The organism is uncultured Stenotrophomonas sp., assembly GCF_945952405.1.
Classification (GTDB): domain Bacteria; phylum Pseudomonadota; class Gammaproteobacteria; order Xanthomonadales; family Xanthomonadaceae; genus Stenotrophomonas.
The window spans coordinates 169,738-194,430 of the sequence record NZ_CAMFIA010000002.1 but is presented as its reverse complement, the minus strand read 5'-3'; the positions used below and the strand labels follow the sequence as shown (position 1 = coordinate 194,430).

Here is a 24,693-nt window from a genome sequence, read left to right as displayed (position 1 = left end):
GCACTCCCCTCGACATGGAGTCGGCATGAGCATCTTCGACCTGCGCCTGGAAACCGAGCGCCTGATCCTGCGCCCGCTGCTGCGCGAGGACTACGAACCCTACCTGGCGTTCTGCGCCGACGAGGAAACCATGCGCACCCTGGGCGGGGTGCAGGCACCCTCGGTGGCCTGGCGCGGTTTCTGCAGCCTGGCGGGCGCCTGGCAGCTGTTCGGCTTCTCGATGTTCAGTGTGATCGAGAAATCCAGTGGCGACTGGATCGGACGGATGGGGCCGTGGCAACCGCAGGACTGGCCGGGTACCGAAGTGGGCTGGGGCATCCGCCATGCCAGCTGGGGCAGGGGCTATGCGCCGGAAGCGGCGGTCGCGGCGATCGACTGGGCGTTCGATGTGCTGGGCTGGGATGAAGTCATCCACACCATCGCCGAGAACAACGAAAACTCGCGGGCGGTCGCTCGCAAGCTGGGCAGCAGCCTGCTGCGCATGGGTGAACTGCCGCCGCCGTACAACGACAAGCCGATGCAGATCTGGGGGCAGTCGCGCGAGCAGTGGCGGCAGCGCACGCGTTGAGCCACGCCGGCATGGCCGCACCGCCATGCTGCACCCGCGCTTGGCATTCACCGGCGCGCTTGCCAGACTGCACGCAGCCGGCCGCCGGCCGGATCCGATGGAGCAGGCAATGGTGGAAGAGCGCGTCCCGCTGACCGTGCATGGCATGTCGGTCTCGGGCAATTGCCACAAGGTCCGCCTGCTGCTGGAGCAGCTCGGCAGCCGCTATCGCTGGGTGGAGGTGGACAGTGCCCACGGCCAGACCCACAGCCCCGAATTCCTGGCGCTCAACCCGAACGCCAAGGTGCCGTTGATCGTCCGCGACGACGGCCGCGTGCTGACCGAATCCAATGCGATCCTGTTCTGGCTGGCCGAAGGCACGCCGTACCTGCCCAGCGATGGCTGGGAGCGCGCACAGGCACTGAGCTGGATGTTCTTCGAGCAGTACACGCATGAACCGTGCGTAGCGGTGGCACGGTTCATCCGCGGCTGGACCGCGCCCGACTCGCCGCGCCGCGCCGAGCTGCCGCGGCTGCATGAGCGGGCTGCCAGTGCGCTGGCGGTGATGGAACAGCACCTGCGCCAGGCGCGCTGGTTCACCGGCAACGAGTACGGCATCGCCGACATCGCGCTGTTCGCCTATACCGACGTGGCAGGCGAGGGCGGCATCAGCCTGGAGCGCTTCCCGGAAGTGCGTGGCTGGTTGCAGCGCGTGCGTGAACAGCCCCGCTTCCTGCCGATGCCGGCGGTGACCGCCGAGGTGCGTGCGCGCTTCGAGGCGGCGTGACGCGCGATGACGGTTCGCCACCCGGGCCGGGAAAAATGAAGTCCTGCGAAAGGTACGACGGTTGCTGACAACGACACGGAGGGTGTTCGATGTTCGCTGTGGTTCCAGATCCGATTCCCGCACGCATGCGCGTGCTCAACCGCGCCGAAGTGTGCGACGTCAATTTCCTCGATGCGGTGCGTGGCTGGCGCGGCACCCCGCGTCCGCGGCCGGCAGCGGATGCGCCGATCCTGCCGGGCAGTACGCTCAGCGCCGCCGCCTTCGATGAGCTGTTCGACTCGCAGCTGGCCAGCCGCCAGCTGGACCTGATGGCGCGCGTGCTGCGCGTGCAGAACAAGGTCTTCTACACCATCGGTTCCTCCGGCCATGAAGGCAATGCGCTGCTGGCGCGGGCCTGCCGGCATACCGATCCGGCATTCCTGCACTATCGCTCCGGCGCTTTCATGGCCGAGCGTTCGCGGCAGGTGCCGGGCATCGACCCGCTGCGCGATGCCGCGCTGTCGTTCGCCGCCAGCGCGGCGGATCCGGCCAGCGGGGGTCGTCACAAGGTATGGGGCAGCAAGCCGCTGTGGGTGCTGCCGCAGACCTCGACCATCGCCTCGCACCTGCCGAAGGCGCTGGGTACCGCGCTTGCGATCGAGAGCGGCAAGCGGCTCGGCCAGCCGTTGCCGATCCCGGCCGACAGCATCGTGCTGTGCTCGTTCGGTGATGCATCGGCCAACCATGCCACCGCGCAGACGGCGTTCAACACCGCCATGTGGTCGGCCTACCAGAAACTTCCGGCGCCGATCCTGTTCGTCTGCGAGGACAACGGCCTGGGCATCTCGGTGAAGACGCCGGAGGGCTGGATTGCCGAGCGCTTCAGCCGCCAGCCGGGCCTGGACTACTTCTTCGCCGACGGGCTCGACCTGGCCAGTGGCCATGCGCAGGTGCAGGCGGCCGTGCAGCACTGCCGGCGCACGCGGCGACCGACCTTCCTGCACCTGCGCACCACGCGCCTGATGGGCCACGCCGGCACCGACTTCGAGGTGGAATGGCGCGCGCTGCCGGAGCTGTGTGCCGCCGAGGCGCAGGATCCGTTGCTGCGCTCGGCGCAGATTGCGATGGAGTCGGGCTGGATGGATGCAGCCGCCATCGAGGTGGCCTACGAGACGATGCGCGCGCGCTGCATGGCGGCGGCCGCCGATGCCGAAGGCAGCGCCAAGCTGCAGTCGCTGCAGGAGGTGATGGCACCGCTGGCACCGTATACCCCGGCCGCCGTACAGGCCGAAGCGCGGCGCGCGGTGCCCGCCGAGGCGCGCGAAGCCCTGTATGGCGGCGCCGAGGCACTGCCCGAGCGGCAGCCACCGCGGCATCTGGCGGTCCAGATCAATCACGGCCTGCAGGAACTGCTGGCGAAGTATCCGCAGAGCCTGCTGTTCGGCGAGGACGTGGCGCAGAAGGGTGGCGTCTACACCGTCAGCAAGGACCTGCTGCGCCGCTTCGGCCCGCGCCGGGTGTTCAACACGCTGCTGGACGAGACCATGATCCTGGGCATGGCGCAGGGCCTGGCCAACATGGGCATGCTGCCGATCCCCGAGATCCAGTACCTGGCCTACCTGCACAACGCCATTGACCAGGTGCGCGGTGAAGCCTGTTCGCTGCAGTTCTTCTCCAACGACCAGTACCGCAACCCGATGCTGGTGCGGGTGGCGGGGCTGGGCTACCAGAAGGGCTTTGGCGGCCACTTCCACAATGACAACTCGATCACCGCGCTGCGCGACATCCCGGGCCTGGTGGTGGGCTGCCCGTCGCGTGGCGACGATGCGGTGATGATGCTGCGCACGCTGGCTGCGCTGGCGCGGGTGGACGGGCGGGTGACGGTGCTGCTGGAGCCGATCGCGCTGTACATGAGCAAGGACCTGCACCAAGCCGGCGATGGCCAGTGGCTGTTCGACTACCCGGCCCAGGGCCAGGCACTGGTGCTGGGCGAGGGCCGGGTCTATGCGGCGGATGCCGGGGACCTGGTGATCTACACCTACGGCAACGGCGTGCCGATGGCCCTGCGTGCGGCGCGGGCGATCGAGCAGCAACTGGGCTGGCAGGTAAGGGTGGTCGACCTGCGCTGGCTGGTGCCGCTGGATGCCGGCTTCATCGCCGCCCAGGCGGCCAGCGCCCGGCGCGTGCTGGTGCTGGACGAGGGTCGCCACAGCGGCGGGGTGGGCGAGGGCGTGGTCACCGCCCTGGTCGAGGCCGGGTTCGGCCACCTGCCGCTGCGCCGGGTCTGCGGTGCCGATACCTATACCCCGCTGGCGGGGGCAGCAATGTTCGGGCTTCCAAGCGACAATGCAGTGATTGGCGCCGCCCTTGAACTGGCGCAGGAACCCTGATGCATGTGTGGATTGGCGGGAATGTTGTTGCCGACGCCGGTGGCGTCGGCCGAGGTGCTGCAGGCGCAGGTCCTGGCCATGGGCGAGGCGCTGCACCACCGCGGGCCGGATGATGGCGGCAGCTGGGTCGATGCCGGGGCTGGCATCGCGCTGGCGCACCGTCGGCTGAGCATCCTCGACCTGTCCCCGCTGGGCCACCAGCCGATGGCGTCGTCCGATGGCCGCTATGTGATGGCCTACAACGGCGAGGTCTACAACTTCACCGCCCTTCGTGCCGAGCTGGAGCCGCTGGGGCACAGCTTCCGCGGCCATTCGGATACCGAAGTGCTGCTGGCGGCGATCCTGCAGTGGGGCCTGGAAGAGACCCTGCAGCGTTGCAACGGCATGTTCGCGATTGCCCTGTGGGACCGCCAGCAGCAGTGCCTGTGGCTGGCCCGCGACCGTGTGGGCAAGAAGCCGCTGTATTACGGCTGGGCCGGTGACACGCTGGTGTTCGGGTCCGAACTGAAGGCGTTGTGGCAGCACCCGGCATTCGACAACGACATCGACCGCGACGCACTCACCCTGCTACTGCGGCTGGATTACATCCCGGCACCGCACAGCATCCACCAGCGCTGCTACAAGCTGATGCCGGGCCGCGTGCTGTGCCTGGATGCCGCGACCGTGGCCGCGGGTGCGGCCGCGCATCGTCCGGAACAGGCGCAACGACCCTATTGGGATGCACGTGCGCGCATGCAGGTTGCGTTGGCCGCACCGTTCCAGGGGCGGATCGAAGACGCCGAGGAGCAGCTGGACGCACTGCTGCGTGACGCCGTGGCATTGCGCATGGTGGCTGACGTGCCGGTGGGCGTGTTCCTGTCCGGCGGTACCGATTCATCGCTGGTGGCTGCGCTGATGCAGGCGCAGAGCGGGCAGCCGGTGCACAGCTTCAGCATCGGTTTCACCGGTTCGGGCCACGACGAGGCGCCGCTGGCCAGGGAGCTGGCCACGCACCTGGGCTGCGACCACACCGAGCTCTATGTCAGCGGCGCCGATGCGCTGGCCGTGGTCCCGCAGCTGCCGGCGATGTTCGATGAGCCGTTCGCCGACGCCTCGCAGGTGCCGACCGCACTGGTCGCACGCCTGGCGCGGCAGGGCGTGACCGTGGCGCTGTCCGGTGATGGCGGCGATGAGCTGTTCTTCGGCTACACCCGCTATGTGCGCGCGCTGCGCAACTGGCAGATGCTGGGCCGGGTGCCGGGCCCGCTGCGGCGCTGGATGGGCGCGCGCGCGCAGCAGCAGGGCGAGGCGTCGCGGACCGGAGGGCTGGCCGCGCTGCTGGCCGAGTCCGGCGCACGCGGTATCGGCGATGTGTACCGCAACCGTATCTCGCGCTGGCGCGATCCGGCGGCGGCGGTGCCAGGGGCACAGGCGGCAGGCAGCTTCTATGACCTGGCCGACCCGCTGCATGGCGCCGGCACGCCCGCCGACGCGATGATGCTGGCCGATTACGTGACCTACCTGCCGGACGACCTGCTGTGCAAGGTCGACCGTACCTCGATGGCGGTCAGCCTGGAAGCACGTGCGCCCCTGCTGGACTGGCGCGTGGCCGAGTTTGCCTGGTCGCTGCCGCTGGGCTTCAAGCGCAGCGAAACGACCAGCAAGGTGCTGCTCAAGCGCGTGCTGGGCCGCTACGTGCCGCCGTCGATGGTGCACCGGCCCAAGCGCGGTTTCGGTGCGCCGGTCAGCGACTGGCTGAAGGGTGACCTGCGGCCGTGGGCCGAGGACCTGCTGCAGCCGGCACGGCTGGAGCGCGAGGGCGTGCTGTCGGCGGCGGCGGTACAGCCGCTCTGGCAGCAGTTCCTCGGCGGCCAGCGCAAGTGGCACACCCATCTCTGGAACGTGCTGATGTTCCAGGCCTGGCAGGCGCATTGGCGGCAGGTGCGCGCGGGCGTTTCCGGCGGCTGATCTTCACCGCGCGGCACGGGCCCGGCGACTAGGCTGGGCCTCCCGCACCGTGAGGAGTATGTCCCGATGTCCGTTCCTACCATCGCCGTGTTCGTCGGCAGCCTGCGCAAGGACTCCTGCAACCGCAAGCTGGCCCATGCGCTGGAGAAGATCGCCGGCGACCGTGCACGCTTCCAGTACGTGCAGATCGGCGACCTGCCGCTGTACGACCAGGATTTCGATGGCCAGTATCCGCCGCAGGGGACCCGGCTCAAGGACCAGGTCCGTGCCGCCGATGCGGTGCTGTTCGTGACCCCTGAATACAACCGGTCGGTGCCGGGCGTGCTGAAGAACGCCATCGACATCGGTTCGCGGCCGTATGGCGACAGCGCCTTCGCCGGCAAGCCGGCAGCGGTGATCGGCGCCTCCATCGGCCAGATCGGCACGGCTGTGGCGCAGCAGCACCTGCGCAACAGCCTGGCCTTCCTGGACATGCACGTGCTTGGCCAGCCGGAGGCGTTCATCCACTTCAAGGACGGCCTGATCGATGCCGACGGCACCCTCCACAACGACGGTACGAAGACCTTCCTGCAGGGCTACGTGGACCGGTTCCTGGCGCTGATCGCCGTGCACGCCAAGGGCGCTTGAGACCGATGGGGCCGGAGCCCTCTGCTTTGCAGAAGGATCCGACCCCAGCCATGCCCGGGGTCGGATCCCGTCGCGCAGTGGCGGGCTCTGACCCCACGTCCAGCTGAGCGGGCGAGAGCCCGTGCGTGGCACGGGATCCGACCCTGGCCGCCCGATCTGCGATAATGCACCGCTCGGGTGCCGCAACGGCGCTCGTCGCAGGCAGTGCGACACCTCCACGCCAGCATGGCCACGCATCGGCGGATATCCCCCGTTTCTCCACGGCTTATCCACAGGCTTGTCCATCGCCGTCGGGGCTGGCGCATGCCTACACTGATCTGGCCCACTTTTGCAGGAAACACCGCAGCATGTCCGCTCCTCCCGGCTTCCGTTCCAACCGCAGAGAGCGCGGTGATGGCTTCGATCGCGATCGCGACGAGTCGCGCATCGACCAGCTGCGGGTTCCGCCGCATTCGGTGGAAGCCGAGCAGGCGGTGCTGGGGGGCCTGATGCTGGCGCCCGAGGCATACGACCGGGTCAATGACCAGCTGACCGAAGGCGACTTCTACCGCCGCGATCACCAGATGATCTACCGGGCCATCCGCGAGCTGTCCGAGCGCGAACGTCCGTTCGACGCGGTGACCCTGGGCGAGTGGTTCGAATCGCAGGGCAAGCTGGAGCTGGTCGGCGATGGCGCCTACCTGATCGAGCTGGCCAGCACCACGCCGTCGGCGGCCAACATCGTGGCCTATGCCGAGATCGTGCGTGACAAGGCGGTGCTGCGGCAGCTGATCCAGGTCGGCACCGACATCGTCAACGACGGTTTCCAGCCTGAAGGCCGTGACAGCAGCGAGCTGCTGGCGTCGGCGGAAAAGAGCGTGTTCGCCATCGCCGAGCAGGGCGCGCGCGGCCGTACCGACTTCGTGGCCATGCCGGGCGCGCTGAAGGACGCCTTCGAGGAACTGCGCAATCGATTCGAGAATGGCGGCAACATCACCGGCCTGCCGACCGGCTACAACGACTTCGATGCGATGACCGCCGGCCTGCAGCCGACTGACCTGATCATCCTGGCGGCACGTCCGGCGATGGGCAAGACCACCTTCGCGCTGAACATCGCCGAGTACGCGGCGATCAAGTCGAAGAAGGGCGTGGCGGTGTTCTCGATGGAAATGTCGGCCTCGCAGCTGGCGATGCGCCTGATTTCCTCCAATGGCCGCATCAACGCGCAGCGCCTGCGTACCGGCCAGCTGGAAGACGAGGACTGGAGCCGCGTCACCAGCGCGATCAAGATGCTGAAGGAAACCAAGATCTTCATCGACGACACGCCGGGCGTATCGCCGGAAGTGCTGCGTTCCAAGTGCCGCCGCCTCAAGCGCGAGCATGACCTGGGCCTGGTGGTGATCGACTACCTGCAGCTGATGAGCGTGCCGGGCAACAGTGAAAACCGCGCGACCGAAATTTCGGAAATCTCGCGATCGCTGAAAGGCCTTGCCAAGGAACTGCACGTGCCGGTGATCGCGCTGTCGCAGCTCAACCGCTCGCTGGAAACGCGTACCGACAAGCGCCCGGTGATGGCCGACCTGCGTGAATCGGGCGCAATCGAGCAGGACGCGGACATGATCGTGTTCATCTACCGCGACGACTACTACAACAAGGAAAACTCACCGGACAAGGGCCTGGCCGAGATCATCATCGGCAAGCACCGTGGTGGCCCGACCGGTTCGTGCAAGCTGAAGTTCTTCGGTGAGTACACCCGCTTCGACAACCTGGCCCACGATTCGGTGGGTTCGTTCGAATAAGCGGCGTGCCGGCCGCTGGCCGGCGGGCGCCTTGCGATGACGCGGAGCCGGGCCGATGCCCGGCTCTTTGCGTTTGCGTGGCCGCGGAGCCCTGCACACCATTCGAAAGCCCGAAGTTCCGTACGTGGCGTGTAAATGACATGTAACGCGCCGCTTCTACGATTCCGCCGCTGCTGTCCTTCGACGCCGCCCTTCGGCGTCCAGCGCGCCCAAGGAATCCGCCCCCATGCCGTCCCACGCTCCGCTTCGCCGCACTCTGCTGGCCCTGATGGTCTGTGCTTCGCTGCCGTCGCTTGCCGCTGCTGAAACCGCCCCCGCTGCCGATGCGCCGTCGGCCACCACGCTCGATTCGATCTCGGTGATCGGCCGCGGCGAAGCCCGCCAGGTGCAGCGCGTGACCGCCGAGGACATGAAGGTGCTGCCGCCCGGTGCCAATCCGCTGAAGCTGCTCGCAACCAAGCCGGGCGTCCATTTCGAATCGGCCGACGCCACCGGTGCCTATGAGTGGTCCACCACCATCAGCCTGCGCGGCTTCAACCAGAACCGCCTCGGTTACACCCTTGACGGTATCCCGCTGGGCAACATGGCCTACGGCAACAGCAACGGCCTGCACATCAGCCGCGCGGTGATCAGCGAGAACCTGGGCGGTGCCGAGGTGTCCACCGGCATCGGCGCCCTGGGCACGCCGTCCACCAGCAACCTCGGCGGCGTGTTCCAGTTCTACTCGATCGATCCGGCCACCGAGTACGGCGTGGTGCTGGCGCAGGGCTTCGGCAGCGATAGTGCGCGCCGCAGCTATGCCCGGCTGGAAACCGGCGAGCACCAGGGTTTCGCCGCCTACCTGTCCGGCGCGTACTCCGAAGGTGACAAGTGGAAGGGCAAGGGCTCGCAGGAACTGAAGCAGTTCAACGGCAAGGCCACCTACAACTTCGGCGCGGACAGCAGGATCACCGCGCTGTTCAACGCCTCGCGCCGTGTCGAAGCGGATTACCAGGATCTGTCGCTGGAGATGATCGATCGCCTCGGCTGGGACTGGGACAACTACGCGCCGGACTGGGACCGCGCGGTCGCTGCTGCACGCGGCAGGTTCAGCGGCGGCGTCAACAGCCCGTGGGACGCGTACTACTCTGGCCACGGCCTGCGCAACGATGACCTGTCCAGCATCGCCGGCGACTTCGGCCTGAATGAATCGATGCGGTTGAAGGTCAATGTCTACAACCACAGCAACCGCGGCCAGGGCCACTGGTTCAGTCCGTCCAATCCGTCCAATCCGGGTACCAGCCGCGAGATTCCGATCTCGATCCGCACCACCGAGTATGCGATCGACCGCACCGGCGTGACCTCGGCATTCACCTGGAATGTCGGCGGCCACGAACTGGAGGCCGGCCTCTGGTACGAGGACAACGGGCACAGCGTGCAGCGCAACTTCTACTACATCGACGGCCCGATCACCGACGACTTCTTCCTGCGCAACCCGGACCAGCGCGTCTGGCACCAGCGCTATACCACCATCACCCGCCAGTTCTACGTGCAGGACCGCTTCCGCCTGTTCGATGACCGCCTGACCATCGACATCGGTGCCAAGTCGCCGCACACCCGTACCAGCGTGCGCACGCCGCTGGGCAGCTACGCCAACAACAGCAGCCTGACCTCGAAGAAGGGCCTGTTGCCGCAGGCCGGCTTCAACTTCAAGCTCAATGAAGGCAACGAGATCTTCGGTTCGTTCGCCAAGAACATCGCCGCCTACGCGCTGGGCGTCGGCAGCCCGTTCAACGTGCCGCAGGCCGCGTTCGACGCCAGCGCGAAGAACCTGAAGCCGGAACAGTCGCGCACCCTGGAGCTGGGCTGGCGTGGCTATGGCCAGGGCTATGAAGCCTCGGTCGCGGTGTACGACGTCAAGTTCGACAACCGCCTGCTGGCGATCGCGCAGTGCGTGGGCATCCTCGGCTGCCCGGCACTGTTCTCCAACGTCGGCTCGGTGACCAGCCGTGGCGCCGAGGCGACCCTGCAGCTGAAGCCGATGCAGGACCTGACCTGGTCCAACGCGCTGTCGTGGAATGACAGTACCTACGACAACGATTACGTGAACAACGGCGTGGTGCCGACCCGCGGCAAGAAGACCGTCGATACCCCGGAATGGATGTTCGCCAGCACCCTGGCCTGGACGCCCGGCCCGTGGGACCTGCGCCTGGTCGCCAATCACGTCGGCAAGCGCTACGTGACCTATACCAACGATGTCTCGGTGCCGAGCTACTGGCTGGTCAACGCGTCGGTGGCCTATGACTTCGGCAGGCTGGGCCCGGCGCAGAACCTCAGCGTGGCGCTGAACCTGACCAACCTGACCGACAAGCGCTACCTGTCCTCGATCAATACCAACGGTACCTACGCCGCCGACCCGACCCGCAGCCTGGCGACCATGCAGGTCGGCGCGCCGCGGCAGGTGATGGCCACCGCCACCGTGCACTTCTGATGCGCGGGCCTGTCGATCCGGAGAGCCGTCGTCGCCTGCTGCGCATGGCGTGGCAGGGTACGGGCGCCGCGATCGCGCTGGCCGCGATGCCGGGGCTGGCCACGGCCGGCCCACGGCCCCGGCTGGGGCGCGATCCGTTCACCCTCGGTGTCGCCGCCGGCGATCCGGATCCGCAGGGCGCGGTGTTGTGGACGCGGCTGGCGCCGGACCCGCTCAATGGCGGCGGGATGCCGCCGCGGGCGGTGCCGGTGCGCTGGTTCGTGGCCGAAGACCCGGGCATGCAGCGGCTGGTACAGCGCGGCGTGGCCGCAGCGGTGCCGGAACTGGCGCATTCGGTGCACGTGGAGGTCAACGGCCTGCGTCCGGGCCGTGATTACTACTACCGTTTCGCCTGCGACGGCGATGAGCAGAGCGCGGTCGGCCACTTCCGCACCGCGCCGCGGGTGGATACGCCACTGCAGCAGCTGCGGCTGGCGCTGTGCACCTGCCAGGCCTGGAACAGCGGCTACTACCCGGTGCTGCGTGACATCGCGCGCAGTGATGTCGACCTGGTGCTGCATGCCGGCGACTACCTGTACGAATACAGCCCGTTGCAGAACGCACGCGGGCGCACACTGGATGCGCAGCGCTTCGAAGGCGAGACCGTCAGCCTGGAACGCTATCGTGACCAGTACGCGCTGTACAAGCTCGATCCGGACCTGCAGGCCGCGCATGCCGCGCACGCCTTCGCAGTGATCTGGGATGACCATGAGGTACAGAACGACTACTCCGGCATCCATCCGGAGAAGCCCGGCGTATCGGGCGAGGACTTCATCGTGCGCCGCGCTGCGGCCTATCGCGCGTTCTACGAACACCTGCCGATGCGCAGTACGCCTGCGGGCAATGGCGGCCTGCGCGTGCACAGGCGCTTGCGCTACGGCGATCTGGCACAGCTGACCCTGCTCGATTGCCGTCAGTTCCGCCCGGCCAATCCCTGTGGCGTCGGCGAGTCGCCGCGTTGCCAGGCGGCACTGGATCCGCGCATGAGCATGCTCGGTGCCGGCCAGGAAGCCTGGTTCGCGCAGTCGATGGCGGCGGCGCGGGGCACGCGCTGGAACGTGGTGGTGCAGCAGCTGCTGATGGCACAGCTGCGACTGGACGCCGGGACCGCGCGCGAGCGCTTCTGGAACGATGCCTGGGATGGCTATCCCGCTGCACGCAGCCGCCTGCTGCAGGCCTTGCAGGCGGGCGGGCAGGGCAACGCCATCGTGTTGGGGGGCGACTGGCACTCCAGCTTCGTCAACGACCTGAAGCTGGATTTCGACGCCGCCGACGCGCCGGTGCTGGCCACCGAGTTCATTGCGCCGGCGATCAGCAGTGGCGGCGACGACACGCCCTATGGCCCGTACTACGGCCCGTCGATCGCGCAGAACCCGCATATCCGCTACTTCGATGGCGATCGCCGCGGCTGGTGGAAACTGCAGTTGAACCGGCAGACGGTGGAGGCCGAGCTGCGCTTCGCCGACAGCGTGCTCCGCCCGGATGCCGCGGTGCGTACCGCGGCACGCTTCCAGGTGGCGCATGGCCGTCCGGGCGCAGTCCCGGTGTGAATCCGTTCGGGAGTGCCGGCCGCTGGCCGGCAACCTCCTGAATCTCCGGTTTCCCCACCCCCGGTTTCATCGCCCCCAGCCCGGTTTCGTCGCAAACCGTTTGCCGGCGGCCAGGGCAGGGCGCCATGGTGGCCACAGGCGGCAGGGTGCCGCCACAAGGAGACCGTGATGAAGACCCTGTTCGCGCTCGGCGTGTGGTGCCTGCTGTTCGTGCTGTGCTGGCCGCTGGCGATCCTCGCGCTGATCGCCTGGCCGTTCGTGTGGCTGCTGAGCCTGCCGTTCCGCCTGGTCGGCATCACCTTCTCGGCGCTGTTCGCCTTCCTGCGTGCGCTGTTCATGCTGCCGGCGCGCCTGCTCGGCGGCCGCGCCGTTGCCGCATGAAGGCGGTGTTGCTGGCGATGCTGGGCCTGCTGGCCGGCCCGGCGCTGGCCACGCCGGCGGTGCCTTCGTCGGCCTGGTTGGAACGCCAGCAGGCTGCCGCCGCCGATGAAGCGGACGCGGCGGCGGCCACCGGGACGAAAGCCCGGCAGCGCTGCCGGGTGGTGAAGCAATGGAAGGTCGGCGGCACCGTGGTCAAGCATCGCCAATGTGACGATCCGCCGAAGAAGCCCCCTGCAAAGGTTTAGAGCCGAGCCGGTGCTCGGCGCTGCGTCACGTTGCTTCGGCGCGCAGTGCCGCCTGCACGGCTGGTCGTGCACTGATGCGCTTCACATAGGCGGGAAGTGCCGGCCATGCGGAAAGATCGATGGCGAAGAACCGGCACCAGCCAAGCACGGTGAACAGATAGGCATCGACCACGCTGAACGAGGCCCCCATCAGGTAATCCTGGTGGGCCAGGGTTTCCTGCAGCAGATCGAAGCGCTTGAACAGTCTTTCGCGGAAGTACCCTTTGGCGTCGTCGGCCAGCGCTGCATTGAACAGCGGAGCCGAACCGGCATGGATCTCGCTGGTGACGAAGTTCAGCCATTCCTGCAGCCGCACCCGTTGCCAGCTGCCCGCCACGGGCGCCAATGCGCACTCGGGCTTCAGGTCGGCCAGATACTGGACGATGGCCGGTCCCTCGGTCAGCACCTGGCCATCGCCCAGCTCCAGCGCGGCCACATATCCCTTGCGGTTGATGGCGCGGAAATCGCGGCCATCGGCGGTCTGCTTGGTGGTGTTGTCGACCCTGACCAGCTCGAACGGAAGGCCAAGTTCGCGCAGCACGATATGCGGCGACAGTGAGCAGGTGTAGGGGGCGTAGTACAGCTTCATGCAGGATCTCCAGGGCAGGGATGTGGCAGACCGCTTGCGGCGGGCCGATGCCTGGCAGTCTGCGGATCCGCAGCCATGGGGTAAAATTAAGCTTTTAGTTTTAGGCCATAAGCGGAGCTACTGCCTACGATGATGAACCTTGTGCATTGGCGGCTCCTGGTCGCAGTGGCGGATGCAGGCACCATCTCGGCGGCGGCCGAACGTGTCGGCATCACCCAGTCCGGCGCCAGCCAGGCCATTGCGCAGCTGGAATCAGCGCTGGGCTTCGCCGTGTTCACCCGCGAGCGCAGGCAGGTCGGCATTACCGTGCTGGGGGAGCGGGTCATCGACCACGCACGGACGATGCTGGCCGAACTGCAGGCCATCCGCACGCTGGCCGATGACAGCCGGGGGTTGAGTGGCGCCCGTATCCGCCTGGGCAGTTTCCCCTCGGTCATTTCGACACTGCTACCGGTGCTGTTGCGCGACTTCCAGCGCCGCCATCCGGGAATCGAAGTGGTTGCTGTGGAGGGCACCGATGAAGAAGTGGAAGCGTGGCTGGGTACCGGCGCAATCGATGTGGGCGTGATACTCAATCCAGACCAGGATCGCGCGCCGGTGCTGCTGGGGCATGATGCATGGATGGCTGTCGTTCCCACTGCACATCCGCTGGCACGGCGTGCCAGCGAGCGTGGCGTCGCATTGGCCGAACTGGCCATCGAGCCTTTCATCCTTGCCACCGGCGGTTGCGCGGTGAATGGTCAGCAGCTGATGCAGACGGCGGGCCTGCAACTGGCGGACGTGCGGGTGACGGTACGTGACTGGGCCAGCGCCTGCGTGCTGGTGCGCGAGGGCCTGGGGGTGGCGCTGCTGCCCGAATCGACCCTGCCCGAGGATCGGCGCGGCCTGAGGGTGCTGCCGGTACAGCCGATCATCCAACGCAGGTTCGGCCTGGTCTGCGCGCAGCCAGGCACGGCATCGCGTGCGACCCGGCTGTTGCTGCAGGAGCTGGGTGGGGTCTCGCCGGCCGGCGCTGCTGCGACGATGGCATAGGCAGCGGCGAGGGCGGTCCTGCAGGTGCGGTGCGCAGGGCCCACAAAAAACCCCGCCGAGGCGGGGTTTTCTGTTTACGGAGGTGTGCCGACCGACGGTCGGCACCCACCGGGGTGCAGATCAGTTCGCCTTGTGGATGGCGCGCTTGCTGACCGCCATGGCCGCGTCGTGGATCACTTCCGACAGCGACGGGTGGGCGTGGCAGATGCGGGCCAGGTCATCGGCCGAACCGCTGAACTCCATGGTCAGCACGCCTTCGTGCACCAGCTCGGAGACGTTGGCGCCGACCAGGTGCATGCCGAGGATGCGATCGGTTTCGGCATGGGCCAGGATCTTCACGAAGCCTGCCGGCTCGATCATCGCCACGGCACGACCGTTGGCGGCGAACGGGAAGCTGCCGGCCTTGTACGGAATGCCCTCGGCCTTCAGCTGGGCTTCGGTCTTGCCGACCCACGCCAGTTCCGGCTCGGTGTAGATGACCCACGGGATGGTGTCGAAGTTGACGTGGCCCGGCAGGCCGGCGATCAGTTCGGCCACCGCGATGCCTTCCTCGAAGCCCTTGTGCGCCAGCATCGGGCCGCGCACGCAGTCGCCGACCGCCCAGACGCCATTGACGCCGGTGTGGCAGTGCGCGTCGACTTCGATCTGGCCGCGCTCGTTGATCTTCACGCCGGTGCCTTCGGCCAGCAGGCCCTTGGTGGCAGCACGACGGCCAACGGCCACCAGCAGCTTGTCCACGGTCAGGGTCTTTTCGCCTTCAGCGTCGGTGTAGGTGACGATGACTTCCTTCTTCTTGCCCTTGCCGGTGATCTCGGTCTTGGAGACCTTGGCATTGAGCTTGATGTCCAGGCCCTGCTTCTTGAACTCCTTGGCGGCGGTCTTGGCCACTTCGGCGTCGGCAGCGGCCAGGAAGTCCGGCATGGCTTCCAGGATGGTGACTTCAGCGCCCAGGCGCTTCCACACGCTGCCCAGTTCCAGGCCGATCACGCCGGCGCCGATCACGGCCAGGCGGTTCGGCACTTCGGTGAAGTCCAGGCCGCCGACGTTGTCGACGATGGTGTCGCCGTCGAACTTGGCGAACGGCAGTTCGATCGAATCCGAACCGGCGGCGATGATCACGTTGGTGCCCTTCAGCTCGACGATGGAACCATCATGCTGGGTGACCTTGACCACGTTGCCCGGCTGCAGTTCGCCGAAGCCGTAGTACGCAGCGACCTTGTTGGCCTTGAACAGCATGCCGATGCCGCCGGTGAACTGCTTGACGATCTTGTCCTTGCGGCCAACCATCGCCTCGACGTCGATCTTGGCATCCTTGAAGCTGATGCCGTGGTCGCCAAAGATGTGGCTCATGTTCCAGAACTGGCGCGAGGAATCCAGCAGCGCCTTGGACGGGATGCAGCCCACGCGCAGGCAGGTGCCGCCCAGTGCCGGCTTGCCGTCCTTGCCCAGCGCTGCGTCGATGCAGGCGGTCTTCAGGCCCAGCTGGGCCGCGCGGATGGCAGCGTGGTAACCGGCCGGGCCGGCACCGATGACGACGACGTCGAATTGTTCAGCCATTGATTTATTCCTTGATGCATTACCAGAACCCCTCCGCGCGGACGCGGAGGGGCGGGAGGTTTCTTACAGGCCGAACAGCATGCGGCCCGGGTTTTCCAGCTGGTTCTTGATGTCCACCAGGAACTGCACCGAATCCTTGCCGTCGATGATGCGGTGGTCGTACGACAGCGCCAGGTACATCATCGGCGCGATCACGACCTGGCCGTTCTGGGCGATCGGACGTTCCTTGATGGCGTGCATGCCGAGGATGGCGCTCTGCGGCGGGTTGATGATCGGGGTCGACAGCAGCGAGCCGAAGGTGCCGCCGTTGGTGACGGTGAAGGTGCCGCCCTGCAGTTCATCCAGGCCCAGCTTGCCGTCACGTGCCTTCTTGGCGTAGTCGGCGATGGTCTTCTCGATGTCGGCGAAGGACATGCGCTCGACGTTGCGCAGCACCGGCGTGACCAGGCCCTTCTCGGTCGAGACGGCGATCGAGATATCCGAGTAGCCGTGGTAGATGATGTCGTCGCCGTCGATCGAGGCGTTGACCAGCGGGAAGCGCTGCAGCGCGTTGGCAGCGGCCTTCACGAAGAAGCTCATGAAGCCCAGCTTGATGCCGTGTGCCTTGACGAACTCGTCCTGCAGTTCCTTGCGCGCAGCCGACACCTTGGACAGGTCGACTTCGTTGAAGGTGGTCAGCATGGCGGTGGAGTTCTTCGACTCCATCAGGCGCTCGGCGATGCGCTTGCGGATGCGGGTCATCGGCACGCGCTCTTCCGGACGTGCGCCACCGGCCTTGCCGGCGCCGCCGTTGCGGGCGAAGTTGACGATGTCTTCCTTGGTCACTGCGCCGCGACGGCCGGTGCCGTCAACGTCGGCCGGGTTCACGCCTTCGGTGATGGCGGTGAAGCGGGCACCCGGCGGCAGCGCGTCGGCGGCCGACTTGGCAGCCGGGGCCGGAGCCGCGGCGGCGGCCGGAGCGGCAGCGGCCGGAGCGGCCTCGGCCTTCTTCTCTTCAGCAGCCGGAGCCGGGGCAGCGGCCACGGCACCTTCCTCGATGATCGCCACGACCTGGCTGGAGGTCACGGTCGAACCTTCGGCGAACTTGATTTCCTTGATCACGCCGTCGACCGGCGACGGCACTTCCAGGACGACCTTGTCGGTTTCCAGGTCAAGCAGGTTTTCGTCGCGCTTGACGGCGTCGCCCACCTTCTTGTGCCAGGTGGCGATGGTGCCGTCGGCGACGGATTCGGGCAGTACCGGGGCTTTGACTTCGGTGGCCATTGCGGGAGCTTCCTGGTTTGTCTTCTAAATAGGGGGAGGATTATTCAGCGAACGTGTCGTTGAACGGGTTGACCAGTGCATCGGCGACCAGCTGCTGCTGTTCGCGGACGTGGTCAGCCATGTGACCGGCAGCCGGCGAAGCCGAACGTGCGCGACCGGCGTAGTGCAGGTTCTGGCCATCGGCCAGGCAGAACTGCAGGTGGTGGCGGATCTGGTACCACGCACCCTGGTTCTGCGGTTCTTCCTGCGTCCACACCACGTCGGTGGCCTTGCCGTACTTCTTCAGTTCGGCGGCCAGCAGCGCACGCGGGAACGGATACAGCTGTTCCACGCGGATGATCGCCACGTCGTCCTGGCCACGCTTGGTCTGGTCTTCCAGCAGGTCGTAGTAGACCTTGCCCGAGCACAGCACCACGCGCTTGACCTTCTTGGCATCCGCGTTGGCGTCGCCGATCAGGTGCTGGAACTCGCCGTTGGCCAGTTCGTCCAGGGTCGACACGGCCAGCTTGTGGCGCAGCAGCGACTTCGGCGACATCACCACCAGCGGCTTGCGGGTGGTCAGGTGCAGCTGGCGGCGCAGCATGTGGAAGGCCTGTGCCGGGGTCGACGGCACCACCACCAGCATGTTCTCCAGCGCACACAGCTGCAGGAAGCGCTCCAGGCGTGCCGAGCTGTGTTCCGGGCCTTGCCCTTCGTAGCCGTGCGGCAGCAGCAGGGTCAGGCCGGAAATGCGGCCCCACTTGGCTTCACCGGCGGCGATGAACTGGTCGATGACCACCTGCGCACCGTTGGCGAAGTCGCCGAACTGGCCTTCCCAGATGCACAGCGTGTTCGGATCGGTGGTGGAGAAGCCGTACTCGTAGGCCATCACCGCTTCTTCGCTCAGCAGCGAATCGATGACGGTGGCCTTCTCCGGCGAATCCACCAGCTGCCGCAGCGGCATGTAGTAGTTGTCGGTCTTCTGGTCGTGCAGGATCGCGTGGCGGTGCGTGAACGTACCGCGGCCGACGTCCTGGCCGACCAGGCGCAGGGCATGGCCTTCGTCCAGCAGGGTGGCGTAGGCCAGGTTCTCGGCAAAGCCCCAGTCGCCCGGGATCTCGCCGGCGGCCATCTTGCGGCGGTCGTCGTAGACCTTGGCCACGCGCGAGTGCAGCTGCACTTCGTCCGGAATGGTGTTGATCAGCTTGGCCAGCTCGACCAGCTTGTTCTTCTCGACCTTGGTCGAGACCGGATCGGACAGCTTGCCTTCCAGCAGCTTCGGCCAATCCACGAACAGCGGGCTGCTCGGCGGGGTCTTCTCGACCTTGGCCAGCTCGGTGGTGACTTCACCGGCGTCCAGCTTCTCGCGGTAGGCATCGACCATCGCCTTGCCGGCGCCGGCGGCGATCACGCCCGCCTTTTCCAGCTGCTCGGCATACATCTCGCGGGTGGTGGCGTGCTTGCGGATCACCTGGTACATCAGCGGCTGGGTGATCGCCGGTTCGTCGGCCTCGTTGTGGCCCCAACGGCGGTAGCACATCAGGTCGATGACCACGTCCTTGGCGAACTTCTGGCGGAACTCGAAGGCCAGCTGCGCGGCGAACACCACCGCTTCCGGATCATCGCCGTTCACGTGCAGCACCGGGGCGGCGATCATCTTCGCCACGTCGGTGGCATAGCGCGTGGAGCGCGTATCCAGCGGGTTGGAGGTGGTGAAGCCGACCTGGTTGTTGACCACGATGTGCACGGTGCCGCCGACGGCGAAGCCGCGGGCCTGCGACATCTGGAACAGTTCCATGACCACGCCCTGGCCGGAGAAGGCCGCGTCGCCGTGGATCAGGATCGGCATCACCTGCTTGCGCGCGGTGTCCTTGCGGCGTTCCTGGCGCGAACGCACGGAGCCGGCCACGACCGGGTCGGCGATTTCCAGGTGCGACGGGTTGAACGCCAGCGCCAGGTGCACCGGGCCGCCATCGGTGGCGACGTCGGCGGAGAAGCCCATGTGGTACTTCACGTCACCGGCCGAGGCATGCTCGTCGTGCTCGAACTTGCCTTCGAACTCGTCGAACAGCTTGCGCGGGTTCTTGCCCAGGGTGTTGACCAGCACGTTCAGGCGGCCGCGGTGGGCCATTCCGATCACCACGTCCTTGACGCCATCCTTGCCGGCATTGCGGATGATGGTGTCCATCATCGGGATCAGCGAATCGCCGCCTTCCAGCGAGAAGCGCTTCTGGCCGACATACTTGGTGTGCAGGTAGCGCTCCAGGCCTTCGGCCGCGGTCAGGCGCTCCAGGGTGCGGCGCTGGGTGTCAGCGTCCAGCTGGTAGTTGCCACCGGCCGCTTCCAGCTTCCTGTAGATCCACTGGCGCTGCTCGACCTCGGAGATGTGCATGAACTCTGCACCGATCGAGCCGGTGTAGGTCGCCTTCAGGCGTGCCAGCAGGTCGCGCAGCTTCATGCGCGGCTGGCCACCGACGCCGCCGGTGCTGAACTCGCTGTTGAGGTCGCCATCGGACAGGCTGTGGAACGGCAGGCCCAGGTCCGGGGTGTTGACCGGGGCGGCCAGGCCGAGCGGATCCAGGCGGGCATCCAGGTGGCCGCGCGAGCGGTAGGCGGTGATCAGACGACCGACATTGCGTTCACGCTCGTCGCCCGCACCGGCACCGGTGCCGGCCTTCAGCGCATCCTTGGCCGCGTCCGCGATGTGGGAAATGACGGCCGAGTGCGGAATGTCGCCTGCTTCGCGGCCCTTGAAGCCGTCGAAGTAGGTCTTCCATTTGGGATCGACACTGTCCGGGGAGACCAGGTACTGCTCGTACAGGTCCTCGACATAGGAGGCGTTGCCGCCGGCGAGTTGCGAAGATTGCGCAAACTGCTTCAGTTGATTGTCCACGATGGAGGGTGTTGATTCGCTTTGTGGGGTATGGCTTCAGAAGGACCCGGCAGGAACATGAATAGCCCTGCGCGGGCGCGTTCAAACAGCCAAATTGTACCCCCATCCGGACACGAAGGGGCAGCACCACGGGCATCCGCGGTCCCCCGGTGCCGCTTCCAGACAGGTTGGGTTCGCGGCGTCGGCTCAGATGCCGAGCGCGCGCAGTTCGCTGCATTCGCGCGAACGGTCCCAGACACGCTGCAATTGCTGCTCGAACGGCTGCGAACGTGCCGGTAGCGCGATGCCGGCCTCGCCGTCGAGGCGGTGCCCGATCAGACGAAAGTAGAAGTCGCCTGCGTCGTTGAGCAGGCAGGCCGAAGCCAGTGCGCGATCGACCGGATCGCTGACCTCGCGGAACTGGATCACGCTGGGCAGGCGCTGGGCCAGCGCCAGCAGCGGGGCGCCGGCGCTGGCGATCGCCGCGGCATCGTGCACGATCACCCGCAGCTGCTTGTCGTGGCGGGCGGTGACGAAGCGGCGCAGGGCGGCCTGCACCGGTGCGGCGTCGAGCAGGCCCGGGTCGAGCTGGCGGCTGTGCAGCCACAGCTGGCGGCGGGCGCGGTGGACGATGGCGGTGGTGACCGCGATCGCCTCGGCGCGGCGGTCGATGGCGCTGGCCGCGCCCAGCCGGCGGCGCATCTGCTGGTGGCCGATGCCGGCCTCCTCGAACACTTCGCCTTCGGGCAGGAAGCCCTGGCGGGCATAGAAATCGCGGGCCGGCAGCTGCGCGTGCAGGTGCAGCTCGGCCAGGCCGAGCCGCTGTGCGGCCTCGACCAGTGCCTGCAGCAGGGTCTCGCCGACCCCGTGGCCGCGGTAGCTGGCCAGCACCGCCATGCGGCCGACGCGTCCATCCGGGGCCAGTCGGCCGGTACCGACCGGCTGGCCGTCGTCATCCCGTGCCAGCACGTGGGCACTGACCGGGTCCAGCGCATCGCGCTCCAGCTCGGCGGCAATGCCCTGTTCCTGCACGAACACGCGCTGGCGCACGTCGTGGATGGCGGCATGGGCATCGGCGTGGCTGACCTGCTGGACCCGGATCATGGCGCTGGCTCAGGTGCGGTCGCTGTCGTCTTCTTCGTCGTCCTCGAAGTTGACGATGACCTCGATGCCGTCGTCGTGCACGGTCACGGTGTGGACATCGTCGGACACCGCATCGTCGTCGATCGCGTCCACGCGGTCGCGGCCTTCGACCACTTCGCCCAGCACCACGCTGTCCTCGCCGTCGTCCTGGTCTTCGTCGTCATACCGTTGGTTGGGGTCGATCAGCTGCAACACGCCGCCGACCAGCAACTGCTGGACCACGCCGCGGCCCTTGTCGGACAGGCTGCGATAGGCCGCGGCATCGAGCTGCTCGGCAGCGGCCAGGCGCTGTGCGTCCTTCACCGGCAGCGCGAAGTCCTGCCCGCTCACATACAGGCTGGCGCCGCGCTTGGCCCGGCGCCAGGCCAGGCGTGCCCACGGGTGGCGCTGCAGCAGCAGGCCGGAGGCCAGCGCCTCGACCACTTCCTCGGCGGGCGGAGCGGCCTGGTGGGCCATCACTTCGCCGGCGGCGCGGTAGGTGGTGATGAAGCGGCCGAACCAGTCGCCCAGCTTGTCCGGGTCGTTCATGCGGATCGCGTTGAGCGCGGTGATCACCCGCGCCATCGCGACCGTGTCGATTTCGTTCGGGTCGGCCGGCACCTTCAGGTCGGCGTCCTGGTAACGGATGTTCTCGTCGGCATCGGCGATCAGGGTGTCCAGGTAGTCGCTGATCAGCTCGGCCGAGGACGGTGCGCGCATGCCGAACGAGAAGGTCAGGCACGGGTCTTCGGCCACACCGTGGTGCGGCACGTTCGGCGGCAGGTACAGCATGTCGCCCGGCGCCAGCACCCAGTCATGGGTCGGCTTGAACACCTTCAGCAGCTTCAGTTCCACATCCGGGCGGAAGCCCAGCGGCGGCTGCTTGCCCTTGATCGATTCACTGGCGTCGATCTGCCAGCGGCGATGGCCCTGGGCCTGCAGCAGGAATACGTCGTACTGGTCGACATGGGCGCCGACCGAGCCGCCGGTGGCGGCAAAGCTGATCATCACGTCGTCCATGCGCCAGCGCGGCAGGAAGCTGAAGTGCTCGATCAGGGCGCGCACGTCCGGGTCCCACTTGTCCACGTCCTGCACCAGCAGGGTCCAGTCGTGGTCGGGCAGGGCCGGGAAGGTCTCTTCCTGGAACGGGCCGGTGCGCACGCGCCAGCCGTCGCGGGTCTTGTCGTGCTCGATCAGGCGCGCCAGCACGCCTTCCTCGCAGGCCAGGCCGGCCAGGTCTTCCGGCTGCACCGGGGTCTGGAAGTCAGGGAAGGCATTGCGGATCAGCAGCGGGCGCTTCTGCCAGAAGTCGCGCAGGAAGGTGGCCGCCGCCATGCCCAGCGGCTGGCCGGGGCGGGCGGTGACTTCGATCAGGGGGGCGGAGGACTTGCGGGCAGCCATGGGGGAATCCTTGCAGCGGAAAGCGGGAGGGGCGGCACGGCGGGCCGCCAAGGGCTCCATTGTCCGCCGTTCGTGGGGATTGCGCACGTGCGCGGGATTGTCGCGGGGGATCCGGCCAACGGCGAAGCCCCTCGTGGCGGGTGGGGGGCGAAGGCAAAAGCAAAAGCAAAAGCAGTGCTTGGCCGGGCGGGTGGGCTGCGCGGGGGACGCCGTGAACCCATCCCTGGGGGCTTGGCCGCGGCATCCATGCCGCGGACACCCCCGCGCAGCCCACCCGCCCGGCCCCTGACAGTTTCCTGCGCGGCCCGCCACGGAATGGAAGAGGAAAAGCAAGGCAGAAGCGGATCGCGCGCTGCGCTTGCTCAGGCTCTACAAACAGCCCAAAACAAAAGAGGGACGCGGCAACGCCGCGTCCCTCTTTCAAATTCCGTCCCGACAACCCAACGCTCTTCGATCCGTCACCGGGAGACTGTCCGAGGTGGGGCGGGATGGGCCAGCGGGACCGTTGGCGCCATGGATGGCGCCATCGAGCCCCCAGGGATGGGTTCACGGCGTGTCCCGCTGGCCCATCCCGACCCACCCAGCTCACAGCACTCCAGAGCCGCCTTTGACGTTGCAGTTGCTGTTGCTGTTGCCCTGGCAGTAACGGCCTGCCGCAGGCAGCGCCCGCGGCCGCCGCCGCAAGCAAACCCCTCAGATCTTCTTCGCCAGCGACTCGGCCAGCCCGGTGTAGCTGCCCGGGGTCATCTCCAGCAGCCGCTGCTTCGCATCCGCCGGCAGCTCCAGCCCCTGCACGAACGCGCGCATCGACTCGGCCGTGATGCCCTGGCCGCGGGTCAGCGCCTTCAGCTGCTCGTACGGGTTGGGCAGGCCGTGGCGGCGCATCACCGTCTGCACGGCCTCGGCCAGCACTTCCCAGGCAGCGTCCAGATCAGCGTCCAGGCGCTGCGGGTTCACTTCCAGCTTGCCCAGGCCCTTGGCCAGCGAATCCAGCGCCACCTGGCTGTGGCCGAACGCGGTGCCCAGCGCACGCAGCACCGTGGAGTCGGTCAGGTCACGCTGCCAGCGGCTGATCGGCAGCTTCGCGCTGAAGTGCTCGAACAGCGCATTGGCGATGCCGAAGTTGCCTTCCGCATTCTCGAAGTCGATCGGGTTGACCTTGTGCGGCATGGTCGAGGAACCGACCTCGCCTTCCTTCAGGCGCTGCTTGAAGTAGCCCAGCGAGATGTAGCCCCAGATGTCGCGGGCCAGGTCGATCAGGATGGTGTTGGCGCGGCGCGCGGCATCGCCGATCTCGGCGACATTGTCGTGCGGCTCGATCTGCGTGGTGTAGGGGTTGAACACCAGGCCCAGGCCGGTCACGAAGCGTTCGGCGAAGGCCGGCCAGTCCACGTCCGGGTAGCTGGCCAGGTGGGCGTTGTAGTTGCCGACCGCGCCGTTGATCTTGCCGGTCAGCTCGACCGCGGCGATCTGCCGGCGCTGGCGCTCCAGGCGTGCGACCACGTTGGCCAGCTCCTTGCCGAGCGTGGTCGGCGAGGCGGTCTGGCCGTGCGTGCGCGACAGCATCGGCTGGGCCGCCTGGGCGTGGGCCAGCGTGCGCAGGGTAGCGGCGATGCCGTCCAGGGTCGGCAGCAGCACTTCGCGGCGGGCCTGTTCCAGCATCAGGCCGTAGCTGAGGTTGTTGATGTCTTCGCTGGTGCAGGCGAAATGCACGAATTCCAGCGCCGGGGCCAGCTCGGCATCGTCCTTCAGCTGTTCCTTGATGAAGTACTCCACCGCCTTCACGTCATGGTTGGTGGTGCGTTCGATCTCCTTCACGCGCGCGGCCTGGGCCGGGCTGAAGCTGGCAGCCAGGGCGCGCAGGCGGCCGATGGCCGCCTCGGAGAACGGGGCCAGCTCGACGATGCCAGGCTCGGCGGCCAGGGCCAGCAGCCATTCCACCTCGACCGTGACGCGGGCCTTGATCAGGCCGTACTCGGAGAAGATCGGGCGCAGGGCATCGACCTTGCCGGCATAGCGGCCATCGAGCGGGGACAGGGCGAGCAGGGCGGAATCGGACATGTCGGCAGGGCTGGGACGAGCGGCGGGGCCGATATTCT

The 24,693-nt window shown here is 67.4% G+C and carries 18 protein-coding genes; 11 read left to right on the top strand and 7 right to left on the bottom strand.

The genetic code is table 11. The features are described from left to right. Positions 1-25: 25 nt before the first annotated feature. The 10 genes from Q0P60_RS03200 to Q0P60_RS03155 all read left to right on the top strand — a co-directional run bounded on the left by Q0P60_RS03200 (position 26) and on the right by Q0P60_RS03155 (position 12,740). A complete protein-coding gene (locus tag Q0P60_RS03200) occupies positions 26-568 on the top strand; it encodes a GNAT family N-acetyltransferase (RefSeq protein ID WP_294988155.1) in 543 nt (180 codons plus the stop codon). Positions 569-677: 109 nt separating this feature from the next. Continuing rightward, positions 678-1,334: a glutathione S-transferase family protein gene (locus tag Q0P60_RS03195; protein ID WP_294988153.1), complete on the top strand. Its 657-nt coding sequence runs from the start codon at positions 678-680 to the stop codon at positions 1,332-1,334. An 89-nt stretch (positions 1,335-1,423) separates the two neighbouring features. Continuing rightward, positions 1,424-3,703, top strand: a complete 2,280-nt coding sequence (locus Q0P60_RS03190; RefSeq protein ID WP_294988150.1) for a transketolase C-terminal domain-containing protein — start codon at positions 1,424-1,426, stop codon at positions 3,701-3,703. 3 nt (positions 3,704-3,706) lie between these two features. Beyond that, complete coding sequence (gene asnB / locus Q0P60_RS03185) at positions 3,707-5,650, top strand: asparagine synthase (glutamine-hydrolyzing) (RefSeq protein WP_294988148.1); 1,944 nt, start codon at positions 3,707-3,709, stop codon at positions 5,648-5,650. Between the two features lie 66 nt (positions 5,651-5,716). After that, entirely contained in the window at positions 5,717-6,277 is a 561-nt protein-coding gene (locus Q0P60_RS03180) for an NAD(P)H-dependent oxidoreductase (protein ID WP_294988146.1), read from the top strand. Between the two features lie 347 nt (positions 6,278-6,624). Then, the gene (locus Q0P60_RS03175; RefSeq protein ID WP_294988144.1) at positions 6,625-8,055 is read left to right on the top strand and encodes a replicative DNA helicase; all 1,431 of its coding nucleotides are present in this window, start codon (positions 6,625-6,627) and stop codon (positions 8,053-8,055) included. Between the two features lie 226 nt (positions 8,056-8,281). After that, positions 8,282-10,525 carry a TonB-dependent receptor gene (locus Q0P60_RS03170; RefSeq protein WP_294988142.1) on the top strand — a complete coding sequence of 748 codons (2,244 nt, stop codon included), beginning with the start codon at positions 8,282-8,284 and terminating at the stop codon, positions 10,523-10,525. Continuing rightward, the gene (locus tag Q0P60_RS03165) at positions 10,525-12,114 is read left to right on the top strand and encodes an alkaline phosphatase D family protein (RefSeq protein WP_294988140.1); all 1,590 of its coding nucleotides are present in this window, start codon (positions 10,525-10,527) and stop codon (positions 12,112-12,114) included. The genes Q0P60_RS03170 and Q0P60_RS03165 overlap by 1 nt, the downstream gene beginning before the upstream one ends. Positions 12,115-12,282: 168 nt before the next feature. Further along, on the top strand, positions 12,283-12,495 hold the full coding sequence (locus Q0P60_RS03160) for a hypothetical protein (protein WP_010486834.1): 213 nt from the start codon (positions 12,283-12,285) through the stop codon (positions 12,493-12,495). After that, on the top strand, positions 12,492-12,740 hold the full coding sequence (locus Q0P60_RS03155) for a hypothetical protein (protein ID WP_294988138.1): 249 nt from the start codon (positions 12,492-12,494) through the stop codon (positions 12,738-12,740). The genes Q0P60_RS03160 and Q0P60_RS03155 overlap by 4 nt, the downstream gene beginning before the upstream one ends. A 25-nt stretch (positions 12,741-12,765) precedes the next feature. On the opposite strand, the gene gstA is transcribed toward Q0P60_RS03155, so the two are convergent. Further along, the gene (gene gstA, locus Q0P60_RS03150; protein ID WP_294988136.1) at positions 12,766-13,368 is read right to left on the bottom strand and encodes a glutathione transferase GstA; all 603 of its coding nucleotides are present in this window, start codon (positions 13,366-13,368) and stop codon (positions 12,766-12,768) included. A 129-nt stretch (positions 13,369-13,497) separates the two neighbouring features. On the opposite strand from gstA, the gene Q0P60_RS03145 reads away from it, so the two are divergent. Then, positions 13,498-14,400 (top strand): LysR family transcriptional regulator, encoded by a 903-nt coding sequence (locus Q0P60_RS03145; protein WP_294988134.1) that lies wholly within the window; start codon positions 13,498-13,500, stop codon positions 14,398-14,400. A 120-nt stretch (positions 14,401-14,520) separates the two neighbouring features. On the opposite strand, the gene lpdA is transcribed toward Q0P60_RS03145, so the two are convergent. The 6 genes from lpdA to purB all read right to left on the bottom strand — a co-directional run bounded on the left by lpdA (position 14,521) and on the right by purB (position 24,655). Further along, positions 14,521-15,957, bottom strand: a complete 1,437-nt coding sequence (gene lpdA / locus Q0P60_RS03140) for a dihydrolipoyl dehydrogenase (protein ID WP_294988132.1) — start codon at positions 15,955-15,957, stop codon at positions 14,521-14,523. A 63-nt stretch (positions 15,958-16,020) separates the two neighbouring features. After that, positions 16,021-17,220, bottom strand: a complete 1,200-nt coding sequence (gene sucB / locus Q0P60_RS03135; protein WP_294988130.1) for a dihydrolipoyllysine-residue succinyltransferase — start codon at positions 17,218-17,220, stop codon at positions 16,021-16,023. Positions 17,221-17,260: 40 nt separating this feature from the next. Beyond that, a complete protein-coding gene (locus tag Q0P60_RS03130; protein ID WP_294988128.1) occupies positions 17,261-20,092 on the bottom strand; it encodes a 2-oxoglutarate dehydrogenase E1 component in 2,832 nt (943 codons plus the stop codon). A gap of 186 nt (positions 20,093-20,278) precedes the next feature. Then, entirely contained in the window at positions 20,279-21,175 is an 897-nt protein-coding gene (locus Q0P60_RS03125; RefSeq protein ID WP_294988126.1) for a GNAT family N-acetyltransferase, read from the bottom strand. Between the two features lie 9 nt (positions 21,176-21,184). Further along, a complete protein-coding gene (locus Q0P60_RS03120) occupies positions 21,185-22,594 on the bottom strand; it encodes a cupin domain-containing protein (RefSeq protein ID WP_294988124.1) in 1,410 nt (469 codons plus the stop codon). A gap of 693 nt (positions 22,595-23,287) precedes the next feature. Continuing rightward, the gene (purB, locus tag Q0P60_RS03115) at positions 23,288-24,655 is read right to left on the bottom strand and encodes an adenylosuccinate lyase (protein ID WP_294988122.1); all 1,368 of its coding nucleotides are present in this window, start codon (positions 24,653-24,655) and stop codon (positions 23,288-23,290) included. Positions 24,656-24,693 lie beyond the last annotated feature (38 nt).

Bases quoted from the DNA above. Each gene is read 5' to 3' on its own strand.
- Q0P60_RS03200 (WP_294988155.1), top strand. From the start codon at position 26: ATGAGCATCTTCGACCTGCGCCTGGAAACCGAGCGCCTGATCCTGCGC.
- Q0P60_RS03195 (WP_294988153.1), top strand. From the start codon at position 678: ATGGTGGAAGAGCGCGTCCCGCTGACCGTGCATGGCATGTCGGTCTCG.
- Q0P60_RS03190 (WP_294988150.1), top strand. From the start codon at position 1,424: ATGTTCGCTGTGGTTCCAGATCCGATTCCCGCACGCATGCGCGTGCTC.
- asnB (WP_294988148.1), top strand. From the start codon at position 3,707: ATGTGTGGATTGGCGGGAATGTTGTTGCCGACGCCGGTGGCGTCGGCC.
- Q0P60_RS03180 (WP_294988146.1), top strand. From the start codon at position 5,717: ATGTCCGTTCCTACCATCGCCGTGTTCGTCGGCAGCCTGCGCAAGGAC.
- Q0P60_RS03175 (WP_294988144.1), top strand. From the start codon at position 6,625: ATGTCCGCTCCTCCCGGCTTCCGTTCCAACCGCAGAGAGCGCGGTGAT.
- Q0P60_RS03170 (WP_294988142.1), top strand. From the start codon at position 8,282: ATGCCGTCCCACGCTCCGCTTCGCCGCACTCTGCTGGCCCTGATGGTC.
- Q0P60_RS03165 (WP_294988140.1), top strand. From the start codon at position 10,525: ATGCGCGGGCCTGTCGATCCGGAGAGCCGTCGTCGCCTGCTGCGCATG.
- Q0P60_RS03160 (WP_010486834.1), top strand. From the start codon at position 12,283: ATGAAGACCCTGTTCGCGCTCGGCGTGTGGTGCCTGCTGTTCGTGCTG.
- Q0P60_RS03155 (WP_294988138.1), top strand. From the start codon at position 12,492: ATGAAGGCGGTGTTGCTGGCGATGCTGGGCCTGCTGGCCGGCCCGGCG.
- gstA (WP_294988136.1), bottom strand. From the start codon at position 13,368: ATGAAGCTGTACTACGCCCCCTACACCTGCTCACTGTCGCCGCATATC.
- Q0P60_RS03145 (WP_294988134.1), top strand. From the start codon at position 13,498: ATGATGAACCTTGTGCATTGGCGGCTCCTGGTCGCAGTGGCGGATGCA.
- lpdA (WP_294988132.1), bottom strand. From the start codon at position 15,957: ATGGCTGAACAATTCGACGTCGTCGTCATCGGTGCCGGCCCGGCCGGT.
- sucB (WP_294988130.1), bottom strand. From the start codon at position 17,220: ATGGCCACCGAAGTCAAAGCCCCGGTACTGCCCGAATCCGTCGCCGAC.
- Q0P60_RS03125 (WP_294988126.1), bottom strand. From the start codon at position 21,175: ATGATCCGGGTCCAGCAGGTCAGCCACGCCGATGCCCATGCCGCCATC.
- Q0P60_RS03120 (WP_294988124.1), bottom strand. From the start codon at position 22,594: ATGGCTGCCCGCAAGTCCTCCGCCCCCCTGATCGAAGTCACCGCCCGC.
- purB (WP_294988122.1), bottom strand. From the start codon at position 24,655: ATGTCCGATTCCGCCCTGCTCGCCCTGTCCCCGCTCGATGGCCGCTAT.